Genomic DNA, 26,977 nt, shown 5'->3' with positions numbered 1-26,977 from the left:
GCCAGGTGGCGACAAAGCGTTCGATGCTGGCGTGCACGAACAGATCGGTCGCGTACACCCATTCGCCGGCAAAGCCGAGCGGGGTTTCATTCAGGAACAACGCCATGTCGAATTTCGACGACGTGGTCGCTTGCCCGATCGGGTCGATGTGCAGACCGTCAATGGCGAGCGCGCCGCGTGGCGTGTTCTGCATGACAAAGAGGGTTTGGACGAGCGGACTCCGCCCTGACACACGGGCCACGCCGGATGCCTCGACGATGCGCTCGAACGGCAGCGCCTCGTTGGCGATGGCGCCGAGCATTGCGTCGTGCGTTCTGCCCGTGAGTGCACCGAACGACGGCTCACCGGTATCCAGACGCGAGCGCACCGGCAGCACGTTCACGAAGAACCCGAGCATGGGTTCGAGCGCTGCATCGTTGCGGCCAGCCGAGTCCACGCCCACGACGAGATCGTCCATGCCGGTCAGCCGGTGCAGGAACGCCTGATAGCTGGCGAGCAGCACGGTCGACGGCGTCGTGCCGTGACGTTGGGCAAATGCCCGCAGCGGTGCGTTGAGCGATTGCGGGAGGACGAACGGCACACCCGCGCCTGCGGTCGATGTCGCCACCGCACGCGGGTGATCCGTGTCCAGACGCAACGCAGCGGGCGCACCTTGCAAGGCATCGCGCCAGTAGCCGCGTAGCGCTTCGCCGGACACACCATCGAGCGCCTTGTGTTGCCAGTCGGCGTAGTCCACGTATTGCACCGGCATCGATGTGAACTCAGGCACCTCGCCGCTGCGAATGGCGGCATAGGCCGTCGCGAACTCGCCGACGAACACACTCATAGCCCAACCGTCCGCGATGATGTGATGCACGGCGAACAGCACGACGTGTTCGTTCGGCGACAGTCGCAGCACCCGAATGCGGGCAAGGGGTCCGGAAGCAAGAACGAACCGATGTTGCGACTGGGTGGCCATGGCGTCAGCGATGGCGGCTTCCTTCGCGTCTGCCGAATCCCCTTCCAGATCGACAACCTCGATATCTGCCTTACCCATCGGTGCGATGCGCGCATACGGCACGCCGTCGTCATCCGGATAGCACGTGCGAAGCACTTCATGTCGTGCGACGAGCGCTGCCATCGCCGCCCGGGCGGTGTCCACGTCGAAATTGCCCGTGACCCGCATGGCGGTCGCCAGCGTGTACGACGCAGCGTCCTCTGGGCCGGCCAGCTTGTCGGCCAGCCACAGGCGGTATTGCGTCGGTGAGAGCGGCATGCGTTCTGCGCGCGGCACACGGACCAGCGCCGGCCCGTCAACCGCAACGTGCGGCGCCAATTCGAGCTGCTGCGCCAGCGCGCTGAGCGTGGGGGCAGCAAAGACATCGCGCAACGACAACTGGCGGCCCAGTGCTGACTTCACACGTGAAACGAGTTGCAGCGCCGTCAACGAGTGCCCGCCGAGCGCGAAGAAGTTGTCGTCGCGGCCGACGAACGGCACATCGAGCAGCGACTGCCACAGCGCGGCGAGCGCGGTTTCAGTCTCTCCACTCGGGATCGCTGCCGTGGTGGCAGAGTGCGACGCATCACCCTGTGGCATCACCAGTGCGCGACGATCCACTTTGCCGCCGGGTGTCATGGGCAACGCGTCGAGTACCACGATGGCTTCCGGCACCATGTACGCTGGCAGGGTTCGGGCCAGTGCCGTACGCAATACCGGCGTTTCCGGTGAAGCGCCCCCCTCCGCCACCACCCATGCGACCAGCCGGTTGCCCTCACCGGACGTGGCTTGCACGGCAGACGCCACGGCTTCCCGCACACCGGCGAGCGCCAGCAGCGCGGCTTCCACTTCGCCCAGTTCGATACGCAGGCCGCGAATCTTGACCTGTTGATCGATACGGCCGAGATAGTCGAGTTGTCCGTCGGCGCGCCAACGCACGAGATCACCCGTGCGGTAGCAGCGGCCGCCATCGCTGCGCTCGGGGTCCGGCACAAAGCGCTCCGCCGTCAGCGCCGGGCGGCCAAGATAGCCACGCGCCAACAGATCGCCGCCGATGACCAGTTCGCCCACAGCGCCTTGCGGCACCGCGGTCATGTCGGAATCGACCACCTGCACGCGGCGTCCGGGCAACGGCCGCCCGATCGGCACCGTGCCGGGGAACGTCGCGGCCGTGGCATCAGTCACCGACGTGGCGTCATACACCGTTGCAGTAATCGTCGCTTCGGTCGGCCCGTAAGTGTTGATCAACGTCACCGGCGCCAGCACGGTACTCGCTTGCGTGCGCCGCCAGCCTTGTGCCGACATTGCCTCGCCACCCGCGTGGAACTCCCGCAGCGGAGCCAGCGACGTCTTGCTGTTGGCCAGATCCTGCGAGAGCACGTGCCAATAGGCCGTTGGCAAGTGCGCCACAGTCAGACCGTGACGTGCCACGCGAGCCACGAACTCGTCGGTGGTCCACAAGTCGGGGCCACGCATGACAACGGTCGCGCCCAGACAGAGCGGCGGGAAAAGCTGCTCGACGAAGCCGTCGAAGTTGACGGTCGAGAACTGAAGGACGCGGTCCGACGGCGTCAGACGCGCATAGCCAATGGTCGCGTCGATGTGCCCGGCGAGCGCGTCATGCGCAATACCCACGCCCTTCGGCTGTCCCGTCGACCCGGACGTATAGATCACATACGCCAGTCGCTGCGGCATCAGCGGGATCGCCGGTGCTGAGGTTGCGCTCGCGTCGGAGTGCAGATCCAGCGAGTCGACATCGAGCGTGTTCACACCCGCCATTTGCGTCAGTGCGGGCAACTTGCGGATGACGGCGGCGTCGCTCACGAGCACCCGGATACCGCTGTCTTCGATCATGTAGGTCAGACGCGCCAACGGATAATCCGGGTCCAGCGGCACGTAGGCGGCGCCCGCCTTGAGGATCGCCAGCATGGCAACCACCATGTCGAGCGAACGCGTCATGGCGATACCGACACAGGTATCGGGGGTCACGCCCGCGCTGCTCAGATGACGCGCAAGGCGGCAGGCGCGAGCGTCCAGTTCGGCATAGGTCAGGCTGTCGTCGTCCAGCACGAGCGCGACGGCCAATGGCGTGCGGGCCGCCTGCGCGGCAATCGCGACGTGTACGGCGACCGGTCTGCCCTCGGCCGTGCTTTCGCCCTGACCCCATGCCCGCAGTCGTTCGACTTCCGCCTTGTCGGCGAGCGCGATATCGCCGACTGCCGTCTCGGCCGATGCCGCAAACGCCGTCAGCACGGCCACGTAATGCGTCATGAAGCGCGCCACCGTGGTCTCGTCAAACAATTCCCGGGCGTATTGGAAGCTGCCGTCGATGACACCGTCCGGCGAACTGCGCAGGTTCAGCGTCAGATCGAACTGGGCCGCTTGGTCGACCGCGTCAAAACGCTCGGTCGTCAGCCCCGGCAGCGACGACAGCACGCGGCGGTCTTCCTGCTCGAAATTGAACATCACCTGGAAGAGCGGCGAATGCACGAGGCTGCGCTCGGGCTGCATGGCTTCAACGAGGACATCGAACGGCAACTCGCGATGCTGCTGCGCGCCGCTCACGCGCTCGCGCGTCTGAAGCAGCAACGCGTCAAGCGTCATGCGCGGTGCGATCTTCGCGCCGAGCACCTGCGTGTTGATGAACAGACCGATGAGGCCCTGCACTTCTGCACGCTCGCGGTTTGCGACCGGCACACCGACGCGGATCGTCTGCTGCCCGGTATGGCGATGCAGCACCGTCTGAAATGCGGTGAGCAGCACCGTGAACACCGTCGTTTCGTACTGACGGGCCAACGCGCCGAGTTGTGCCGCCAGCGCCGGCGACAACGTGACCGGGAACCGCGCGGCGCGATAGCGTCCGAGGGCCTGACGCGGGCGGTCCGTAGGCAACGCCAGCGTCTGCGCACCGTCGTCGAGCGCCTCCCGCCAGTAGGTCAGTTGACGTTCCTTCTCCGCGTCGTTCAACACGGTGCGCTGCCACGACGCATAGTCGGCGTACTGCACCGGCAACGCGCGCCATTCAGGCGACTCGCCGCAAAGCGCTGCCCGGTAACCGATGGCGAACTCATCGAGGATGACGTCGACTGACCAGCCATCCGAGACGATGTGATGCATCGCCACCACCAGCAGGTGATCGTCCGTCCCGAGCGAGACGATCCCGACACGCAATAGCGGCCCCTGTGTGAGATCGAACGGCTGCGCCATGAATGCGGCCGCCCATGACCGGGCTTGTGCCGGGGCATGCGTGCCACGCACGATGGCTACCGTTGCCGCCGCGTGGACGATCTGGCGCACGTCGCCATCGGCGTCCTGCGAGAACGTCGTCCGCAAGCTCTCATGTCGCGCCACGATGGCATCGAATGTCGCCTGAAGCGCATCGATGTCGAGCTTGCCACGCACCCGCACGCTGTCGGCAATGTGATACGCGCTGCTTTGCGGATCGAGATGCCAGAGCACCCACATGCGCCGTTGGGCGTGCGACGCCGGCAGGTGCGACCGATCCGAGAGCGGCAGGATCGACGACGCCGAAGTGTAGCTTGCGCTCCCGGCCTGTTGCCCCTGCGCCGACACCACCGAAGTGGCAAGTGCTGCGACCGTCTGCGATTCGAACATCTGGCGTGGGGAAAGCGCGATCCCACGGTTGGCGGCCCGTGCCACGATCTTCAGGATCTGGATGGAGTCGCCGCCGAGCGCGAAGAAATTGTCGTGACGGCCTACGCGCACCCCGCTGGACGTGTCGCGACGGCCCTCTGACAGCACTTCCTGCCAGAGATCGGCCAGCGACTGCTCAAACACCGTTTGCGGTGCTTCGAACGTTGGCTTCGCGAATGTCGGCACCGGCAGCGCATGGCGATCAAGCTTGCCGTTCGGCAACTGCGGCAGTGCGTCGAGCACCATCAAGGTGGACGGCACCATGTAGTCCGGCAGCACTGCGCCGAGGGCGAGTCGCAACGCCGCCGCATCCGGCGCACTGCCCGCGTGCTCGCTGGCGAGCGTGACATATCCCACGAGACGCGTCGCGCCATCGACGTCCCGCGCCAGCACCACCGCCTGACCGACGCCGGGTTGTGCGAGCAATGCCGTTTCAATCTCGCCCGGTTCGATGCGGAAGCCGCGAATCTTGATCTGGTGATCGGTCCGGCCGAGGTATTCCAGTTGGCCACCGGCCCGCCAGCGCACCCGGTCGCCGGTGCGGTACAAGCGCCCGCCGCCGGTGCCGAACGGATCGGGCACGAAGCGGTCGGCCGTCAGGTCCGCGCGATTCAGATAGCCGCGTGCGAGCAAGTCGCCACCGATCAGCAGTTCGCCAATAGCGCCCGCCGGCACCAACTGGAAGTCGGCGTCGACCACATACAGCGCGCGTTGACCCAGCGGCACACCAATTGGCACCAGTGCGGGCAGCGCGTCGACATCGGCCGCTGACGCATCGAACAGCGTTGCCGTGACCGCGGCTTCGGTCGGCCCGTAGGTGTTCAACAACCGCACGCCGCCGAAGGCACGGCTGGCGCGCCATTGCCGCAATGTCTCCAGCGGCATCGCTTCACCCATGGCATGCACTTCGCGCAGACCGGCGAAGGCTTCGCTATCGCCCAGTTCGCGCGTGATCATCTGCCAGTACGCCGTCGGCAGGTCAGCCACCGTGATGCCGTGCTGTTCGACCTGCTCACGGAACTCCGCTGCGCTCCACACCGCCGGACCGCGCAGAACCACCGTGCCGCCGAGGCAGAGCGACGGCAACAGTTGCTCCACGAAAGGATCGAAGTTGATGGTCGAGAACTGAAGCACGCGATCGGCGGCAGTGATGCCTGCGAAGCGGGCTGAAACGTCGACATGACGGGCGAGCACGCCATGCGAAATCGCGACGCCCTTCGGTTTGCCGGTAGACCCCGATGTGTGGATCACGTAGGCCAACTGCGCCGGGTGGACGCGGATGTCCGGCGCGGACACATCAACGTGGTCGCCCTGATCGAGCGCCAGCGTATCGACACAGAGCACCGGCAATGCCACGTCCGCCGGCAGCCGGTCAAGCACGTCCGCATGGGCCAGAATGGCGGCCAGTCCGCTGTCCGTCACGATATCGGCGAGCCGCGACTGGGGGTAATCCGGGTCGAGCGGCACGTAAGCCGCCCCAGCCTTGAACACGGCCAGCACTGCCACAACGAGGTCGAGCGAGCGTCGCATCGCGATGCCGACCCGCGCCTCCCCGGTTGCGGAGCGCACGCCGAGCAGGTACTGGGCAAGGCGGTTGGCGCGCAACTCCAGCTCGCCATAGGTGAGCCGGGTGTCGTCCAAGATCACGGCGATGGCGTCGGGCGTTGCCGCCGCCTGACGGGCAATCGTCTCGTGCACCGGTGACGCGTGCGCCGGGCCGTCGTCGTTACGCCCCCACGCAAGCAAGACTTCCAACCCTTGTGCGTCGTGCAGGGCGATATCGCCGATTGCCCGATCCGGTGCCTCGGCGAATCCGGACAACAGGCGTACGTATTGCGCAGCAAACTGCGCCGCAGTCTCGGCGTCGAACAACTCCCGCACATAGTCGAGATCGGCGCGGATCGCCCCTTCCGGCGACTCGCTCGTCGTCAACGACAGTTCGAACTGCGCTTCGCCCATACCGAGCGAGAACGGCTCCACGCGAACGCCGGGCAATTGCGCCAGCGCCCGTTGGTCATCGCGTTCATGGTTGAACATCACTTGGAACAGCGGCGTATGCGACAGGCTGCGCTCCGGCTGAAGGGCATCGACCAGCGCATCGAACGGCAGGTCCTGATGAAGACGCGCCTGTCGGGCCCGTTCATCGACCTGCCCGATCAGCGCGGCCGCTGTCACACGCGAATCCACTTGTGCGCGCAGTACCTGTGTGTTGACGAACAGTCCGATAACACCGGCAACTTCGGCGCGCTCGCGATTGGCGACGGGTACGCCGACACGAATGTCGTCCTGCCCCGTATGCCGATGAAGCAAGGCGTGGAACGCCGCGAGCAACACGACATAAGGCGTGGTGCCGAAGCGACGCGCCAACGTACGGACGCCGGACGCCACGCTCGTCGGAAGTTCAACCGTCACGCGCGCTGCGTGATAGTCGCCGAGCGACTGGCGGGCACGGTCCGTCGGCAGATCCAGCACCGGTTGCACGTTGCCCGGCGCGCCGTCCAGCGCGTCGCGCCACCACGTCAGTTGGGCATCGCGCGCGCCGGCGTCGAGCCATTCGCGCTGCCAGACGGCATAGTCGGCGTACTGCACGGGCAGCGGTGCCCGGTCCGGTGCCTTGGGAGCATCGCCCGCCAACGCGGCACGATAGGCGTCGACAAATTCACTCAGCAAGATGTCCATCGACCAGCCGTCGGACACGATGTGGTGCATGCCCACGACAAGCACGTGCGCGTCGTCCGCCATGCTCACGACACCGACGCGAAGCAGCGGCCCGTTCACGAGATCGAACGGCGCAGCCATCCATGTGGCGGCGAACGCGCGGGCGCTGGCTTCGTCCCCTGAGCGGTGCTCGAACGCGCAAGGCAGCGCGTCGTGCACGACCTGTGTCGCCTCACCGCGCTCGGACATGGCAAACGTCGTGCGCAGCGCTTCGTGTCGCTGCACGAGCCAGCCGAACGCGTCGCGCGCCGCGGCGGCATCGAAGGCGCCGCGCATGAGCAAAGCCCCGCCAACGTGATACGCCGTACTTTGCGGCTGCAATTGCCACAGGAACCAAAGACGCTGCTGCGCGTGCGAGAGCGGCAGTTGCGTGCGATCCGTCAGGCGAACAATCGGCGAAGCGGCGGCCTCGTCGACCGGCAGATCGAGGGCGACGTCAGCCGCGGCAGCGAGTGCGGCCAGCGTCGGTGCTTCGAAACATTGCCGGGCGGTGAGCGCAATTCCGGCCTGTGCGGCGCGGGCAGCCACCTTGAGCACCAGAATCGAGTCGCCACCGAGGTCGAAGAAGTTGTCGTCGCGGCTGACCTCAGCCACACCGAGCAAATCGGACCAGATGGCCGCCAGCGCAAGCTGCGTCTCGCCTTCCGGTGCCGGACCGGCGACGTGCTGCGCCTCGGGTGCAGGCAGTGCGGCACGATCGAGCTTGCCATTGGCGGTCAACGGCAACGCGGCCAGCACGCTCACACTGGCGGGCACCATGTAGTCGGGCAGATGTTGCGATAGCGCGGCCCGTACTGAAGCGGCGTTGAGCGTATCGGCACCGCAGACATAGGCGAGCAGGCGTGCATCGGCCCCGCCGCCGGTCGCAATGACCGCCGCGTTCGTGATACCAGGCACCTTGAGCAGCTGCACCTCGATCTCGCCGAGTTCGATGCGATACCCGCGAATCTTGACCTGCTGATCGATGCGGCCGAGGTAGACGAGTTCGCCCGTGTCGGTCCAACTGGCCAAGTCGCCGGTCCGGTACAGACGGCCGCCATCATTGGCAAACAGGTTCGGTACAAACCGCTCCGCCGTGAGTCCGGCACGTCCCAGATAGCCGCGCGCCAGCCCGGCTCCGCTCACGTGGAGTTCACCGGGCACGTTCACGGGCGCGAGTTCGCCCCAAGCGTCAAGCACGTACAGACCGAGATCGCCGATCGGGCGCCCCACCGGGCTGCGTTCGGCATCTACGTCCTGCGGCGTCAGCTCGCGGGCGGTGACATGGACGGTGGTTTCGGTGATGCCATACATATTGACCAGCGCCGGACCATGGCCGCCGTAGTGAGCGAACCACGGCGCGAGCGCGCGGACTTCCAACGCTTCGCCGCCGAAGATGATCGTGCGCAGATGAAGCCCGGGTTCGTACATCGACGGCATCTGCAACAACTGGCGAAACGCCGACGGCGTCTGGTTCAGCACCGTCACGCCTTCGTCGCGCAACAGGGCGGCGAATTCGGCGGGGGCACGCGACACGGCATGCGGCACGATGACCAGCGTGCCGCCGTAGCAAAGCGCACCGAAGATTTCCCACACCGAGAAGTCGAAGGCGAACGAATGGAACAGCGTCCAGACGTCACGCTCGCCGAACCCGAAGCGTGCCTGCGTCTGATCGAGCAGCCGCATGACGTTGGCGTGCGTAAGTTGGGCGCCCTTCGGCTTGCCCGTCGAGCCCGAGGTGTAAATCACATACGCGAGCTGACGCGGATCGACCGCAACCGCAGGCGCGTCGGACGGCCATTCGCCGCCGAGGGATGTTTCGTCCGCGACATCGACGACTGCCAGCCCTTCCGGCACCGGCAGCAAATCGCGATCCACTGAACGCGTCAGCAAACAGCGCATGCCCGAATCGGCCATCAGGTACGACAACCGCTCCGCCGGATACGCCGGATCGACCGGCACATAGGCGGCGCCCGCCTTGAGGGTGGCAAGCATCGCCACGATCATCTGCGGCGAACGCGTCATGCCGATACCGACGCGTGCTTCGTGACCGATACCGCGTGCCAGCAAGCGATGTGCCAGCCGATTCGCCTGCGCGTCGAGTTCACCGTAAGTGACGATCGTGTCGCCGTCGCGCAAGGCCGTTGCGTTCGGTGATTGCAACGCCTGCGCGGCAATCCGCTCGTGCAGGCATCGTGCGTCATGCGTAGGCAGCGGCCGTGGCGCGCCCAATGTGGCGACGCGCAGGGCGGCGTCCGACGTCATCCGTAACGCATCGGCGGCGGCAAGTGAGCCGTCGCCCGACAACGCACGGAGCGTCTCGGCGAAGCGCGATGACAGCGCCGAGACTTCGGCAGGCGAGAACGCCTGCGTCCGGTAGCTCCAGCGAATGCGCCATTGCTCGCCCGGCACGACCGTAACGGCCAGCGGGAAATGGGTGGACTCGTCAGTGCTGGCGCCCGAAAGCGTCAAGCCATGCGACGCGGCTTGGGCCAGTGCGCCGTCCACCGGGAAGTTCTCGAAGACGAAGAGCGTGTCGAACAGCGCGCCCGTCACCGGGGCAGCGCGTTGAATGTCGTGCAACGGCGTGTGCTCGAAATCGCCCGCCTGTGCCCGGCGCGACTGCAAGTCACGCAGCCAGTCGCCTGCCGTATCGCGTTCCGGGCGGTGGCTGACCACCGGCACGGTGTTGATGAACAGACCGACGATGGTATCGGCACCCGGCAGCGATGCCGGACGACCGGCGACCGTCGTGCCGAATGCCACGTGCGCATGGCCGGTGGCTTGATGCAGCATCAGCGCCCAAGCCCCTTGTGCGAGGGTGTTGACGGTGACGCGCTCACGCGCGGCGAAGCGATTCAGTTGGCTGACCGTGGCGGCATCGAGTTCAGTGATTTCCGTCGCAAAGTCGTCACGGGCGGCGGCAACCGGCAACTCGCGAGGCGCGAGACGTGTCGGTTCGTCCAGCACGCCCAGCGTCTCCCGCCAGAACGCCGTTGCGCTACCCGAGGTACTGGCGCTTTGTGCCACGAGCCATTCGACATAGTCGCGGAACGTCGCCGTCGGGGTCGCATTGATCGCACTGCCCGGCTCGCCGTGATAGTGCCGCATGACCTCGCCGATCAGGCGAGACGTACTCCAGCCATCGAGCAGCAGATGGTGACAAGTCCAGATCAGGTGATATTTCGACACCCCCGTTCGAACGAGCGCAACGCGTTGCAGCGGCGGCACCGCCAGATCAAACGGTGTCTCGCGTTGTGCCAATGCAAGGGCGTCGAGCGCAGCTATCGCGTCAGACGGCGCCGCATTCTGCTCCCGCCAGTCCAGATGCAGGAACGGCACCGGGGCTTGGCGGGCCACCCATTGCAGCAACTTGCTGCCCGTCGTGACAAAGCCGGTGCGCAGCATCGGATGACGTGCGCACACCGTCTGCCACGCCGCTTCGAAACGTACCGGGTCGAGCCCGTCGATATCGACGCGCATCTGGTTCAGATACGCACCGCCCTGCCCGTCGACCATGGCGTGGAACAACAACCCTGCCTGCATCGGCGCCAGCGGATAAAGATCGTCGACGTCGCGCCATGCCAGTGGCAACGTCGCGAGGGCTGCATCGTCCAACGCCGCCAGCGGGAAGTCGCCTGACGTCACGCCAGCGGCAGTCTCGTCGAGGCAATGCGCGAGGATGGCGGACAACTCGGTGTCGATCGCGGCGGCCAACGCCTCCACGTCCTGCGGCTTGAGACGACGGGCGCTGAACGACAGCGCCACGTTCAGTTCTCCCCCCACGACCTTGGCATCGATGCTGAGGTCATGTGTGAGCCGCGTGTCGCTGGCGACGGTCTGTCCGAGGGCTTCCCCGGCCGGTTGCCAGTCTTGCCCCAACGCACCGTCAAAGCGCCCGAGGTAGTTGAAGACGACCGCCGGTACAGGCACAGCGGCAAGCGCTTCCCGGGTCGCGTCGTCACCGAGCCAGCGCATGACGCCGAAGCCAAGACCGCGTTGCGGCACGGCACGCAGGGCCGATTTGGTACGAAGGATGGCGTCCCGGAGATCGCCCTGCGCCTGCACCGCAAACGGATAAAGGCTGGTGTGCCAACCCACGGTGCGCGACAGATCGACGTCGTCGCTCCACGGTTCGCGGCCATGGCCTTCCAGCGCCAAAACGTAGTCCGGGGCATCGGCCCACGCCTGCAATGCGCGGGCGACGGCGACGAGCAGCAGCTCGCCGGTTTGCGTGCGATAGGCGACACCGGTGTCTTGCAGAAGCTGTTGCGTAATGTCGCGATTGAAACGACGCTCGACACGCGTCAGATCACCGGCCAGCGACGGTGCGTCAGCATCGACAACAGGCAGGTGCGTCGCGCCGCGAATGCCCGACCAGTACGGCAGCTCGTCACGCTGTGCGCTGCGCGACGCACCAGCAACAAGGTGCTCCGCCCACGTGCGATAGCTAGTGCCCGTTGCGGCGAGCGCAGGCGCCCGTCCTGCGCGCCACGCGTCATACGCTATGCGTAGATCGCCCAGCAGAATGCGCCACGACACGCCGTCGACCACCAGATGGTGTGCCGTGAGCAGGAGACGCTGGCTGGCGTCCGGCATGGCGATCAGTACCGCACGCAGCACCGGGCCGTCGGTCAGATGAATGCTGACATGCGCCTCATTCCCAATGACTTCGACGTCATGGGTATTTGCCGCAACCCGCGTCCACAGCATGCCTTCGGCGGATTCGCGGTTGAAGGGGGTGAACGACTGACGCCATCCGCCTGCCGCAGCCGTATCCGGCACGAATCTCATCCGCAGGGCCGCATGATGCGCAACGACACTCACGAAAGACTGCCGCAGCGCTTCGACGTCGAGCGGCTCGGCAGGTGTCAGCAGCAACGCCTGATGCCAGTGGTTGACGTTACGCATGCCCGTGGCGAAGAACGCCTGCTGAATCGGCAGCAGCGGCACGTCACCGGGCGTGTCGTCGGTCGGCGCACGCACCGCACCGGCCGTCCCGGCCTGCGTGGCAACGGCAGCGAGTGCGGCGAGCGTCGGCGCGGTGAACAATTGCTTCGGCGACACCGTCAGCCCCGCCTGACGGGCACGCGCGACGACTTGAAGGCTCAGGATCGAATCGCCTCCGAGGGCGAAAAAGTTGTCGTGACGTCCCACTTGCGGCAAGGTCAGCACGGTCTGCCACAGCTCGGCCAACACGCGTTCGGCCTCGCCTTGCGGCGCTTCGAATGCCGCTGAGGCCGAGCCGGGGTCCGGCAGCGCGACGCGATCTACCTTGCCACCCGGGGTGAGCGGCAATGCATCGAGCACCACGACCGTTTCGGGGACCATGTACTCGGGCAGCCGGTTCGCCAATGCCTCGCGAAGTTGTGCACCGTCGACCGGCTGCGCGGTATCACGGCCAACGTAGGCGATCAGACGGGCTCGTGCCCCTTCCGTACGAACCACGACGGCGGCTTCGCGCACGCCAGCCTGTGCCGTCAATGCCGCCTCGATTTCACCGGGTTCGATCCGGTAGCCGCGCAGTTTGATCTGGTGATCGATGCGGCCGAGGTAGTCGAGCGAGCCGTCGTCACGCCAGCGCACCAGATCGCCCGTGCGGTACAGACGCCCACCCGTGCCCCCGAACCCATCCGGTACGAACCGCTCGGCGCTGAGCCCCGGACGGTTCAGATAGCCGCGGGCGAGCAGTTCGCCGCCGATCAGCAGTTCGCCCGGCGCACCGTGCGGCACCAGCGACAGATCGGGCGACACGACATATAAGCTGCGTCCCGGCAAGGCCCGCCCGATCGGTACGAAGGCCGACAGCGCCGGCAGCGCAGCGGCGCCGATCTCATCGGCATCGAAGACCGTGGCCGTAATCGTGGCCTCGGTCGGACCATACGTGTTGATGAGCGTGACGGGGGCCAGCGCCGCGCTTTCACGTGTGCGCCGCAGCGCCTGCGCGGACATGGCCTCGCCACCGGCGTGGAACTCGCGCAACGGCGCGAGGCTTTCAGTGCTGCCTGCGAGATCTTGCGTCAATGCATGCCAGTAGGCCGTGGGCAAGTGCGCCACCGTGACGCCATGACGGCGCACGCGTGCAACAAATTCGTCGCTCGACCAGATATCCGGGCCGCGCAACACGACCGTCGCGCCCACGCACAGACTCGGGAAAAGCTGTTCGACGAATCCGTCGAAGTTGACGGTGGAAAATTGCAGCACCCGATCTGCGACGCTCAGCTTCGCATAGGCAATCGTCGCGTCGACGTGGCGCGTGAGTGCGCCATGCGAGATCGCCACGCCCTTCGGTACGCCCGTCGAGCCGGACGTGTGGATGACATACGCGAGGTTGTCGCCGTGTAGCGCGACCTCCGGTGGCAGCGGGTGACGTACGGCCAGCACGGCGTCGTCGACGTCCAGACGCCGCACGCCGCCGGCCAACGCAAGCGGTACTTCCGCCTGCGACAGCACGACCGATACGCCGCTGTCCTCAATCATGTGGGCAATGCGGGCCGCCGGGTACGCCGGGTCGAGCGGTACGTAGGCGCCACCCGCCTTCATGACGGCAAGCAGCGCGACCACCATTTCGATGGAGCGGATCATCGCCACGCCGACGCGCGCCTCGGGCGTAATGCCCATGCTGGCGAGGCGACGTGCCAAGCCATTGGCGGCGGTGTCGAGATCGGCAAACGTCAAGGTCTGGCCGTCGAGCACAAGGGCCTCGGCGTCCGGCGTCAGGCTCGCCTGACGCGCGATGCGTGCGGGCACCGTTGCGGTATCGAAGGCCGTGGCCTGTGCGACGCCCAAGGCGGCAAGCGTTTCCGCAGCGTCGACCGTCGGCGTCAGGCAGTCCGCTACTCGGGTGCCGACTGCCGGCGTGTTCGCCATCGCCTCCAGAAGACACAGATACTGACGACGCAACTGCGCGGCGTCATCGCGTGAGCAACGGTTGGCGTCAAAGCGCCAGCCCAACGTCGGCGTACCGCGTGTGGCGACCGTCAGCGTGACGGGATAGTGGGTACGTTCCCAGCCTTGCACCTGCCCCACACGCAGCGTGGCGTCGCCGTCGAGCAAACCGGCCGCGACCGGGTAGTTCTCAAACACGATCAGGCTATCGAACGGTGCCGTACCGTTCAAACCGAGCCATTGCTGGACGGACGCCAACGGGGTGTGCTCGTGTTCACGGAGCGAAACGTTCTGTGCCTGCACCGCGCGAAGCCAAACGCCAACGTCCTGCGACGGCTTCGCCGTCACGAACAGCGGCAGCGAATTGATGCACAACCCCAGCATTTCCTGCGCACCGGGCAACGAGGCCGGACGCCCGGAGACCGTGACGCCGAACGTCACGTCCTGACGGAAGCTCTGCTGCGCGATCAGCAGCGCCCATGCGCCTTGCATCAAGGTATTGATGGTCACCTGATGACGTTGCGCGGCTTCGACCAGCTTGATCCCCAGTGCGTCGGGCAAGACGTCTTCGAAAGTCAGCGCATCCGTGCTTGCCTCCGGTGATGCGGACGACGCATAAGCGAGCAACTGCCCGCGATTCGCGACCTCTCCGGCCTGTTCTACCCACCAGTCGCGCGACGACGGTTGACGCGCGATCCAGTCGACGTAACGGCTGTAAGGCACGGCCGGTGCCGCGCTCGCTTGCCGTTCGTCACCGTCGCGCACGGCGCGATAGGTGCCGACGACTTCGGCCATCAGCAGTGCGCTGCTCCATCCGTCGGTGATGGCGTGATGGGCGGTCCACACCAGATCCGCCGCGTTGTCCGGGCGCAGGAAGACGTTGACGCGAAGCAGCGGCGCGCGTTCCACATCGAAACCGGCACGCAGATCGCTCGCAAGCCATTGCGTGAAACTGCGCTCATAGACGCCGAGATCGGTGACGCCTGCCGGGACCGGATGCACCGTGAACGGCAATGCCGCGTGTGACTGCACGATTTGCAGGATCGGGCCGCCGTGGTGCCACGCAAAGCGAGTGCGCAAAGCGGCGTGACGGGCGGCAGCCTGCTCCCAAGCCTGACGCAGCGCGGCGACGTTCAGGTCGCCGATCAGCGTCACACGCTTCTGCGTGATGTACATGCCCTCGCCCGGCAACGACAGGTCGTGATACAGCAACCCTTGTTGTACCGCCGTGGCGGGATAGACATCCTCGACCCCGGTGGCGTCCAACGCGAGCCGCTGCCATTGTTCGGCGTTCAGCGCGGCGCGCGGGAAATCGCTGCGCGAGAAGATTCGCGTGCGATCCCGGGTTGCTTCGATGACAGCTTGCAAGTGGGCATCAAAGCGTTCGATGCAGCGTTCCACCTGCGTGGCATCGACGATATCGGGATCGAAGTCCCACGTGATCGACAGCGCGCCGTCCTGAATGCGGGCGTTGAGATCGAGCGCGAACGGCGCCGGTGCCGGGGCGGCCATCTCGCCGCATGGGAGCGTGGACAGCGCAAACGTGCTGCCGGTGGCGACCGCCTGGTCGAGATTGCCGAGATAGTTGAAGCCCACTTGTGCCACGGGCAGCGCGGCTGCGGCACGGCGGACGTCGTCGCGCGCATGCCATGCCAGCAGGCCCCAATGCAGGCCCTTGTTCGGTACGTCGCGCAGGCCGTCTTTCGTCGCGATGAGCTGCTCGGCAAGCGTGCCGGTCGCAGGCAGACGAACCGGATATCGGGTCGTGAACCAACCGATCGTGCCACTCAGGTCCAGTTCTGTGCCCGACTCGCGTCCCAGTGATTCTCGGCCATGTCCTTCAACGGCGACTACCGCGTCGGTGCAATCGACGGTGTCACCCAATGCGCGCGCGAGCACGCCCAGCAGCGCTTCGTCGATTTGCAGGCCCAAATGGCTGCGTGTCTGCGCGACGAGTCGGCGCGTGGCTTGCGCCCCGAGTAATGCGTGACGGGTCTGACGCGGCCGCCCTTTCGACGTGGCGCCGAACAGCGGGCTCGCGCCGGTCAACGCATTACGCCACCACGGCAACTCGTCGATGACGTCTGCCGACGCCGCATGGGCGGTCGCCGCCTGCACCCACACGCTCCACGGCGTGTTGCCGGAAAGCTCGATGGCTCGGCCCTCGTGCGCCGCGTGATACCCACGCTCAAGCTCGTCGAGCAGCACGCGCCACGACACACCGTCTACGGCGAGGTGATGAATCGTGATCAGCAAATAGGCGCCATCCGGGGTATGCATGAGCAACGCCCGGAGCAGCGGCCCTTGCCCAATGTCGAGAGACCGGTGGACCCGCGTGCCCTCGCGTTCGATAGCGGCACGCCAGTCGGCTTCGCCCCGAAGGTCGAGCGTCTCGAGCAAATTGTGCGCATCCACGGCGACCACCTGCTGCTGCCAGCCCGACGGCGTACGCACGAAACGGAGCCGCAGCGCGTCGTGGGCCTGAACGAGGGCATCCAGAGCGCGGCGCAGCGCGGCGGCGTCTGGCAGCGATTCGCTTTGCAACAGCACGGCCTGATTCCAATGCGCCTTGCCGTGCGGGTGACGATCGAAGAACGTGGCCTGAATCGGCGTCAACGGCAACGGTTCGCGAGACTCGACGTGCGCGGGTCGCGCATGCAGCGGCTCGGCCAACAGGGCGAGACGTTCGATATCCGGCGCATCGAAGAGATGTCGCGGCGTGAGCTTCAGCCCGGCCAGTGCCGCCTGCGCGATCACGCGCAGACTCAGAATCGAATCGCCACCGATCTCGAAGAAGTTGTCGGTGACGCCGACGTCGTCGCGCCCGAGTACATCGCGCCAGATGTCGTGCAGCGCGATTTGCACGGGGCCGACGGGCGCTTGCCGCTCGCGCGACGCCATGTCTTGCGGCAGCGGCAATGCACCACGGTCGGTCTTGCCGTTCGGCATGACCGGCAAGGCATCGAGGTGGACGAACACCGACGGCACCATATGCCCCGGCAACTTGCGTTCGAGCGAGCGGCGCAGCACCACGTCGGCCACGTCGCCGACCACGTAACCGGCCAACCGCGCCCCCTCACCTGCGCCCACCAATGCCACCACGGCGTCGCGCACGCCCGGCACTTGCCGAAGCACAGCGTCGATCTCACCGAGTTCGATGCGCAGACCGCGCAGCTTGACCTGAGCGTCCAGGCGGCCCAGAAAGTCGATCCGGCCATCCGCGCGGCGCCGGCACAGATCGCCGGTGCGGTACATCCGCGCGCCATTGCCCGCAAACGGGTCCGGCACGAACTTCTCGGCGGTCAACGACGCCCGGCCCAGATAGCCGCGCGCCAGCGTGTGACCGGCAATGCAGAGTTCACCCAGCGCGTCGACCGGTGCCTCGTTGCCATGGGCATCCATCACGTACACGCGGCGCGACGGATACGGCACGCCGATGGAGACGATCGCGTGTTGGGTATCGGCCTCGCAGGTGCGCCGATACATGCAGGCGACCGTGGTTTCGGTCGGTCCGTACAGGTTGTCCAGTTGAATGCCCGACAGTGGGCCGTCCTGCCACTGGCGTAACGCATCGCCCGGCAGTCCCTCCCCGCCCACGGTGATCTGACGCAGCGCGGCAAGCGCCTCGCGCGGCGGCGGATTGCGCAACCACTGTTGCCAATAGGCGGTCGGAATGCGCGAGAAGGTCACGCCCTCCTCGCTCAGGTGGCGGCTTGTCGTGGCCAGATCCCAAGCCTGCGGTCCGCGCATTTCGATCTGTCCACCCTTGCACAGCGCCGGCAGCATTTCGTGCAACGCCACGTCGAAGTTGATCGTGGACGATTGCAACTGCTTGTCGTCCTGCGTGATCGCGTAGGTATTCAGAAAGTCGTCGATGTGCTCACTGAAGGCGCCATGCGAGATCGCCACGCCCTTCGGCCGTCCGGTCGATCCCGACGTATAGATCACGTAAGCCAGTTGGTCGGGATGAACGTCGTGGCACACCACGCCGCTATCGGCCGGGACCAGCGTGTCGACCACGATCACCTCATGCCCGTCGAGTACCGAGGCCATCGTCTGCGCCGTGCTGGCGTCTGTCAGTACACGGCGTACGCCCGCGTCTTCCATCATGAAGGCCAGACGATCGAACGGATACGACGGGTCCAGTGGCACGAATGCGCCGCCTGCCCGCAGCACGCCGAGCAACGCAGCGGTCATCCACGGCGAGCGCTCGACGCACAGGCCCACGCGTTCGTCGGCGCGCACGCCTGCGGCGGCAAGGGCCACGGCGATGCGGTTGGCGGCGGCGTCCAGCTCGCGATACGACCAACGCATCCCTTCGCAATGGATGGCCGGACGTTGCGGCGTGGCCTTTGCCTGCGCCGCAATGCGATGCATGACCGGTGCGAAATCATGACGGGTCAGCGACGACGGCTGGGCCTGACCGGCCAGCGTTATCGTGCCCACGTTTGTCGATCCGGCTTCCGATGGGCTCGACAGTTGATCGAGAATCGCGCGCAGATCCGCTTGCAATTGCGCCAGCGTGTGCGCGTCGATGCGCGAGGCTTTCGCTTTCCAGCGCAACGTGAGCGTGTCACCGGGCAGTACTGCGAGCACGAGCGGGTAATGCGTCTGTTCCGTGGTGGCGAAAGCGGCCAGCGAGAGCGACGCGTCGTCGGCGCGCACGGTGGCGTCGATCGGGTAGTTCTCGAAGACGACGAGCGTGTCGAACAGCGCCTCGGCGGCGCGCCCGGTCCATTGTTGTACCTGACGCAGCGGCGTGGTTTCCACCGCGCGCAATGCCGTGCCGCGCTGCTGCACGTCCTGTAGCCACGCTGAAATCGTCGCGGCGGCGGGCACGTCGACCCACATCGGCAGGCTGTTGATGAACAGGCCGAGGGTGCGGTCGATCCCGGGCAGATCATTCTCCCGGCCGGAAACGGTAACGCCGAAGGCGGCTTGCGTCCGATGGCCGTAGCGCGAGGTCAGCAGCGCCCATGCGGCCTGAATCATCGTGTTGAGCGTGACGCGGTGCTGGCGGGCGGCGTCGCGCAGCCGTCGGTCCAGTGCGCTGTCGAGCACGTCGTCGACTTGCAGCATCGGACCCAATGTCGCATCGTGCCCGGTCTGACCGGACGGCAGGCTTGCGACGAGCGTCGCCGGTTCATCCAGCGCCTGCATGCGGCCTTGCCAATAGCCGGCGTGGTCCGGTTGTGTCGTGAGCCAGTGCACGTAATCGCCATACTGCGGCGTCGCAGCAGCCTCGGGCAACGTCTCGCCCCGATAGACCGCGAGGACTTCCGCGAGCAGTTGCGCGGCACTCCAGCCGTCGAGCAGCACGTGATGGTCGGTCCAGACAAGATCGGTCAGGCCATCGGGACGGGCGAACAAGTTCACTCGCAGCAACGGGGCAACGGCGAGATCGAAGCCTTGCGCGAGGTCGTCTGCAAGCCATGCGTGCAGGCGCGCGTCGTAAGTCGCTTGCGGGCCGGCTGACCAGTCATGCCGGGTGTAAGGCAGCACGACATGACGGGAGACGACTTGCATCGCATCGCCACCGTGCGCCCAACTGAAGTGGGTTCGCAGGATCGCGTGGCGTGCCATTACCCGCGTCCACGCATCACGCATGCGTTCGTGATCCAGTGAACCGCGCAACGTCAGACGCTTCTGATTGACGTAAACGCCGCGCCCCGACTGCATCAGGCTATGGAACAGGAGACCGCTTTGCAGCGGCGTCGCCGGATAGGCCGCTTCGACGTTGTCGTCGGCCTGCCCAACCAGTGTCCGCACTTGAGACTTTGCTTTAACAACGGGCTGCGATCCCGCGTCCAGTGGCTGCGCCAACGCCGCAAGGGTTGCCACCGTTTGGGCTTCGAACAGCTGACGCGCAGTGATCTTCCAGCCCTGTCTTGCCAGTGCCGACACGATTTGCAGACTCAGGATCGAGTCGCCACCGATCTCGAAAAAGTTGTCGTGGCGGCTAATGCGGTCGATTTGCAGCACGGCTTGCCATGCGGATGCGACCGCCTGCTCTGCGGGCGAAACGGGCGCTTCGAAGGCGTTTCGCCCGGCTTGGGGTTGCGTAGAACGAACGGCAACATCAACCTCGCGGCCGCTGCCTTCGCCCTGACCTCCCTCAACCGCATCGGCGGCCACCGGCATGACGCTGCCGTCTGCGTTGTGAAGCACGACATCACCCACGGCGACAGACGTATCCGCTGCCAATGCCTCACAGAGGGTCACGAAGTGGTCGGCCCAACGAGCCACGGTCGTAGCGTCGAAGAGCTCGCTCGCGTAGGTCATCGCGGCGCTCACCGAGCCGTCGTCCGCCTCTTCGGTGTCGAGCGTCAGTTCGAATTGGGCATTGCGCCCCGCGATATCCATGCGGGACACCGTGAGGCCGTCGAGCGCATCGAAGACCCGATGGTCGGGCTGACGGTGATTCAGTACGACTTGGAAGATCGGCGTGTGCCGAAGGTTTCGCTCCGGTTGCAGGGCGTTGACGAGGACATCGAACGGCAAGTCCTGATGCGCCTGCGCCCCGGCAACATGGGTGCGAACCGTTTGCAGCAATGCACCCAGCGACTGGGCAGGCCCGACCCGCGCCCGCATGACTTGCGTGTTCACGAAGCAGCCGAGGACGTCGTTGACTTCCGGGCGTTCGCGATTCGCGACGGGCACCCCGACGCGAATGTTGCTTGCCCCGGCATGCCGATGCAGCATGACCATATAGGCCGTGAGCAAGGCGACGAAAAGCGTGCTGTCGTGGCGTTGGGCGCTGGCTCGCAGGCGGCGGGTCAATTCGGACGGCAGCACAAACGTGTGCCGCGCGGCGGCGTAATCGGCGAGCGCGAGGCGTTCGCGATCTGCCGGAAGCGCCAGCACCGGATGTTGATCGCCTAACTCGGCGCGCCACCACGCCAGTTGACGTTCGCGTTCACCGGCATCGAGCCAGCGGCGTTGCCACACGGCGTAGTCGGCGTACTGAACCGGCAGCACAGGCAGGGTCGCGGTCGTGTGATCCCGATGGGCACGGTAGCAGGCGACAAACTCGTCGAGCATGCGATCGACGGACCAGCCGTCCGAGATGATGTGGTGCATCGAGATCAGCAACTGGTGCGCTTGCTCGCCCAGCTTCACGATACCGACACGCAACAGCGGGCCTTGCGAGAGATCGAACGTCTCGCGTGCGAACGCATCGGCCAGCGCCGCGGCGTCGGCCTCGGGATCGTCGGCGTGGCTGACATCGTGATGGCGCACGGTAATTGGCATCGTGTCGTGCACGATTTGCCGTGCGGCGACTGGCACGGCCAACTCGCCCTTACTCCCCTCACCACCCTCGCCACCGTCACTCTTGCCCTGTGCAAACGTGACACGCAGCGATTCGTGGCGTGTGACGAGCGTATCGAACGCGGCTTGCACCGCTTGTTTCGCCGCGTCGTCGAACGCACCGTGCAGCCGCAGCCCGCCTGCGATGTGATACGCCGAGCTTTCCGGTTGCAGATGCCACAGGAACCACAGCCGCTGCTGCGCGTACGACAACGGCAGCGACAGGCCGGCCGTTCTTTCCAGCGGGAGCAACGCGGGCGCGGCAATCTCGTCTGTGACTGCCGCTGCGCTATCGAGGGCTTCCGCCAGATCGGCCAGACTTTGATGTTCAAACAGATGGCGTGGTGACAGCGTGAGTCCGGCCAGCGTTGCCCGATTCACAACTTTCAGTGTCAGCAGCGAGTCGCCGCCAATGGCGAAGAAATTGTCGTGACGCCCCACCGACGGCACGCCCAGCACGCTCTGCCAGACCTGCGCCAAAGTAGCTTCTGTCCCCGCACGCGGTGCGGCGTCGATGCCGCGACCGAATTCCGGCGCTGGCAAAGCCCGACGATCCACCTTGCCGTTGGCCGTGAGCGGGAACACGGGCATGACCACGATGGCCTTCGGGACCATGTAGTCGGGCAGCACGGCACCCAGCGCCGCGCGCAGCGTCGGCACGTGGGCATCACCCGCCACGTGGGCAATCAGACGCGCGCCACCCGGCCCCTCCTGCACGCTCGCGACCGCGCCGTGCACGCCGGGCAGCGCCAGCAGTTGCGCCTCGATCTCGCCCAGCTCGATGCGGAAGCCTCGAATTTTGACCTGATGGTCGATGCGCCCCAGATAGTCCAGCTCGCCGTCGGCACGCCAACGTGCAAGGTCGCCGGTGCGATAGAGCCGTCCGCCATCGCCCGAAAAACCGTCCGGAATGAAACGTTGTGCGGTCAGCGCCGCACGGTGCCAGTACCCGCGAGCAAGACCCGCCCCGTTCACATGCAGCTCACCGGGCACGCCGATCGGTGCCAGTTCCCCCTGCGCATCGAGCACGTACAGCCCAAGATCGCCGATGGCTCGCCCGACCGGGCTGCGTGTCACGCTCAGGTCGTCGCGGGTGATCCGACGGAACGTCACGTGAACCGTCGTCTCGGTGATGCCGTACATGTTGATCATGCGCGGCGTCGTATCGCCGAAGCGGTCGAACCACGGCCGCAGCGTTTGCGGTTCCAGCGCTTCACCGCCGAAGACGACGAAGCGCAGCGCCAGATCGTCAGCCTCTGCCAGCGCCGGGACTTGCAGCAACTGCCGGAACGCGGACGGTGTCTGGTTCAGCACGGTCACCCGTTCGCGGCGGAGCAACGTCAGGAAGTCGTCGGCGGCGCGGCTCACGAGGTACGGCACGACGACCAACCGGCCGCCGTAACACAACGCGCCGAAGATTTCCCATACGGAGAAGTCGAAGGCGTACGAGTGGAACAACGTCCATACGTCCTGCGGGCCGAAGTCGAAATCCGCCTGCGTCGCATCGAGCAGGCGCCCGACGTTGGCATGCGTGACCAGCGCGCCCTTCGGTTTTCCGGTCGAGCCTGACGTGTAGATGATGTACGCCAGATTCGACGGCGAGACCGGCACATCAGGGTTGGAAACAACGCCCTCCCGCGTGCGGTTCGTCCCGGTCGCGAAATCCTCCAGCAACAACGTGGCGACGCCGTCCGGCACCGGCAACTCGCCGCGCAGTGCGTCGCGGGTCAGCAGCAGCGTCATGCCGCTGTCCGACATCAGGAAACTCAAACGTTCGGCGGGATACTGCGGGTCCAACGGCACGTAGGCGCCACCGGCCTTGAGCACCGCCAGAATGGCGACCACCATCTCGGGCGAACGATCCAGCGCAATACCGACACGGGCTTCCAGCCCAACGCCCCGCGCGATCAGCGCATGGGCAAGCGGGTTGGCGAGAGCGTTCAACTCGCCGTAGGTCATGGCGGTGTCTTCGAACGTCAGGGCCACGGCCTCCGGCGTTTGGGCGGCATGCGCTTCGATGCGTCGATGCAACGGCAACCCCGGTGACACCTGCGCATTGGCGCTCCATTGCACGAGTCGATCGCGCTCGTCGCGGTCGATCAAGGCCAGTGCGCTGACGGTCGTGTCCGCATGCTGTACCAGTGCTTGCAAGGCACTGCACAAGTGGGTGGCGAGCCGGGCGATGGTCGAGGCGTCAAACGTATCGGCGTCGTACCGGAATTTGGGCAGGAGATGGCCATCGCCGTATGCCTGCACGTCCAGCGTGAGGTCGAACTGCGCGGCGCTGGCATCGAGACCATGCAGCGTCGCGCTTAGCGCCGGCCAGCGTGAGAGCGAACGCTCGTCCTGCTGCACGTGGTTGTACATCACCTGAAACAGCGGTGTCTGGCCAAGACTGCGGCGCGGTGCCAGCGTATCGAGCAGCACGTCGAACGGCAGGTCCTGATGCTGCTGTGCCTCCAGCGCCGTCTCGCGCACCTGCGAGATCAGCCCGGATAGCGTGCCCGACGCCTGAACGTCGAGCTTCATGACCACCGTGTTGACGAACAAGCCCATGAGCGAGGCCGTGCCGCCGTGTTGCCGGTTCGCCACCGGCATGCCGATTCTCACGTCATCGCTGGCCGTGTGTCGGCGCAGCACGAGACCCAGCGCAGCGAGAATCAGCATCGACGGGGTCACGCCATTCGATGCCGCCGCCGCAGCCAGCCCCGAGAGCACCGATGGCGGAAGGTCGAACGAGTGCGTTGCGGCGCGGCGCGCGGCATTGCCGGTGCGCGTGCGATCGCCAAGGATCGTCGCGGCGGGTTCGTCCCCCAGTCGAGCGCACCAGTAAGCCAGTTCACGCTTGCGCGATTCGTGGTCGCGCAGGTCGCGCTGCCAGACAGCGAAATCGGTGTACTTCAGATCACTTTCGAGCCCCGTCAATGGCGACTCGCCCGTCAGGCAGGTGCGATAGTCATCCGCCAATGCGTCGACAAAACCCTGCATCGACCATGCGTCGCACACGATGTGGTGAAGCGCGACGACAAGATGCGCCCGGCGATCCGGCGTCTCAAACAACGTCGCACGCACCACCGGACCGTTGCGCAGATCGAAAGGCGCGTCGATCCATGCCTGAGCGGCGTCGTTGAGGGTGTTGCCGCTCTCGAGCGTCGTATGCGTCAGTTCAAATCGGGACGCAACACTGGCGCCGGCCACCCGCTGGACAGGTTCGCCCTGCGCGTCCGTGTCGAAGGTCGTCCGCAATGCGGAATGCCGTGTGATGGCAGCGCGCAACGCCGCCTGCAATGCCGGCACGTCGGGGCTGGCGTCAAACGTCAGCCGCCCGCCCACGTGATACGCGGTATCCGACGGATCGAGGTTCCAGAGGAACCAGAGACGGTGCTGTGCGTGGGTCAGCGGTGCCGCCGCGTCGCTGTCGGCGTGGCGGGAAATCGGCGGTACGGCGACGGCGGCGTCGGTCTGTCCTGACGCGCCTTGGCGCTGCGTGATGGTTACCGCCGCGTCGGGCAGTTTCGACTGCTCGAAGACATCGCGCACGTCGAACGGCACATGAAACGCTGCCTGCACACGCGCGGCCAGTTGCACCGCTTGAATCGAGTTGCCACCAAGACGGAAGAAATGCGCGCTGGCTGGGTCAACCTGTCGGCCGAGCACTTCCGCCCAAATCGCGGCGAGTCTTGTTGCGATCTCTGCGGTAGCGCCGTTGCCGGATTGGCTCTGCCCGCCTTGCGGTTCAGCCCCCGGGGCATGGTTGTGCGAGGCGCCATAAGCGTCGTCGAACACACCGTTCGCGTAGACGGCCCAAGCGTCAAGCGTGCGCTCGCGCCAGCCGCGTGCGGCCGCAGAGCGTTGTAACTTGCCGCTCGATGTTTTCGGCAGTCCGCCCGGATTGAGCAATACCACGACACCCAAGGCTTCGCCGAAGCGCGGGGCGACGATGGCGTCGAGTTCGTCGACGATCTGCGCCGGTGTGAGCAACTTCTGCGTCCGGCGCGAGACCTCGGCCGCCAGACCGATCCCTTCACGTCCGTCGATTTCCACGGGGAACGCCGAGACGCGGCCTGCACGAACCACGTCGAGTTCCGCCTCGATCGCCTGTTCGACGTCCTGCGGATACACGTTTTGGCCCCGCACGATGATCATGTCTTTCACGCGGCCGGTCACGTACAGTTGCCCGCCTTGCGTCATGCCCAGATCGCCCGTGCGCAGCCAGCGACGTCCGTCGTCTTCGACAAACGTAGCTGCGCTCGCGGCCGGATTGCGCCAGTAGCCTGCCGTCACGCTCGGCCCGTTGAAACGGATCTCACCGATCTCACCGTCGCCAAGCGCTCGCCCGCTGGACGGATCGACGATTCTGACCTCGTGATCGCGCGCAACGTTGCCGCAGCTCACCAGATGCTTGGACTCGCCATCCGCGCCATCGACGCTGAAAGCCGACATGCCGCCCGCGCGCGTCACGCCCGTGACCAGCAGGGTCGCCTCGGCCAGTCCGTAGCAGGGATACACCGCGGCCGCATCGAAACCCCACGCGCTGAACCGCTCGACGAATGCACACAGCGTGTCGTGACGCACCGGTTCGGAGCCCGAGAACGCCACCCGCCATCCCGACAGATCCAGACCTTCCATCTGCGCATCGCGCACGCGCTCGGTCAATAACCGGTAGGAAAAGTCAGGCCCACCCGAGATCGTGCCACCGTGCCGCGCAATGGCTTCGAGCCAACGGATCGGCTGTTCCAGAAAGTGATTCGGCGACATGAGCACGAGCGGAATGCCCGTGTAGACGGGCTGGAGCATCGTGCCAATCATGCCCATGTCGTGCGGCAGCGGCAGCCAACTGACGAATACGTCGGATGCCGTGACACCCAGGCGTTCCTGAATGGCGACCTCGTTGGCGATCAAGTTGCCATGCGTGACCATCACGCCCTTGGGCGCAGACGTCGAGCCGGACGTGTACTGGAGGAAAGCAATGTCGTGCGGCGCCAGCTCGATGGCGACGCGCTCGGTGAGTTCCGGATCGACCGAGTCGTCGATGACGATCAGCTCCGCCGCTTCGCCATACATAGCTAACAACGAGCGAGCGATCTGCGCGTGTTCCGGCGTGACGAGCACCCATCGGGCTTCGGCGTCGGCAAGCATCACGCGCAGGCGCTCGGCGTAGGCATCGCGAGTGCGCCCGGGGGCGAACGCGGGCACGGCGAGCACGCCCGCATACAGGCAGCCGAAGAACGCCGTGAAATACGACAGGCCGCTGTCCATCAGCAGAATCGCTCGCTCGCCCTTGCGCGCCCCGCCGCCCAGACGCTGCGCCAGCGCGTTGGCACGCTGATCGAGTTCGGCGTAGCTGTGCGACGTCTCGCCGCCGGTCTGCACGCAAATCAGCGCGATATCGTCAGGGCGTTCGATTGCGAGCGATTGCAGCTGCTCGACCATGTGCTTGGGAGTCTGGGACAT

At 66.0% G+C, this 26,977-nt stretch carries 1 protein-coding gene (cut by a window edge); it reads right to left on the bottom strand.

What is annotated here, in order from left to right; translation table 11 throughout:
• A protein-coding gene (locus tag CDV46_RS25560) for a non-ribosomal peptide synthetase (protein ID WP_087725811.1) crosses the window boundary here: on the bottom strand, positions 1 to 26,977 show its 5' portion. Its footprint begins 1,247 nt before the window's first position; only the first 26,977 of its 28,224 coding nucleotides appear in the window; it begins with the start codon at positions 26,975 to 26,977; the stop codon falls past the left edge of the window.

It is taken from the genome of Pandoraea sp. PE-S2T-3, from assembly GCF_002179965.1.
Taxonomy (GTDB): Bacteria; Pseudomonadota; Gammaproteobacteria; order Burkholderiales; family Burkholderiaceae; genus Pandoraea.
This window is presented reverse-complemented; position numbering and strand designations above follow the sequence as displayed.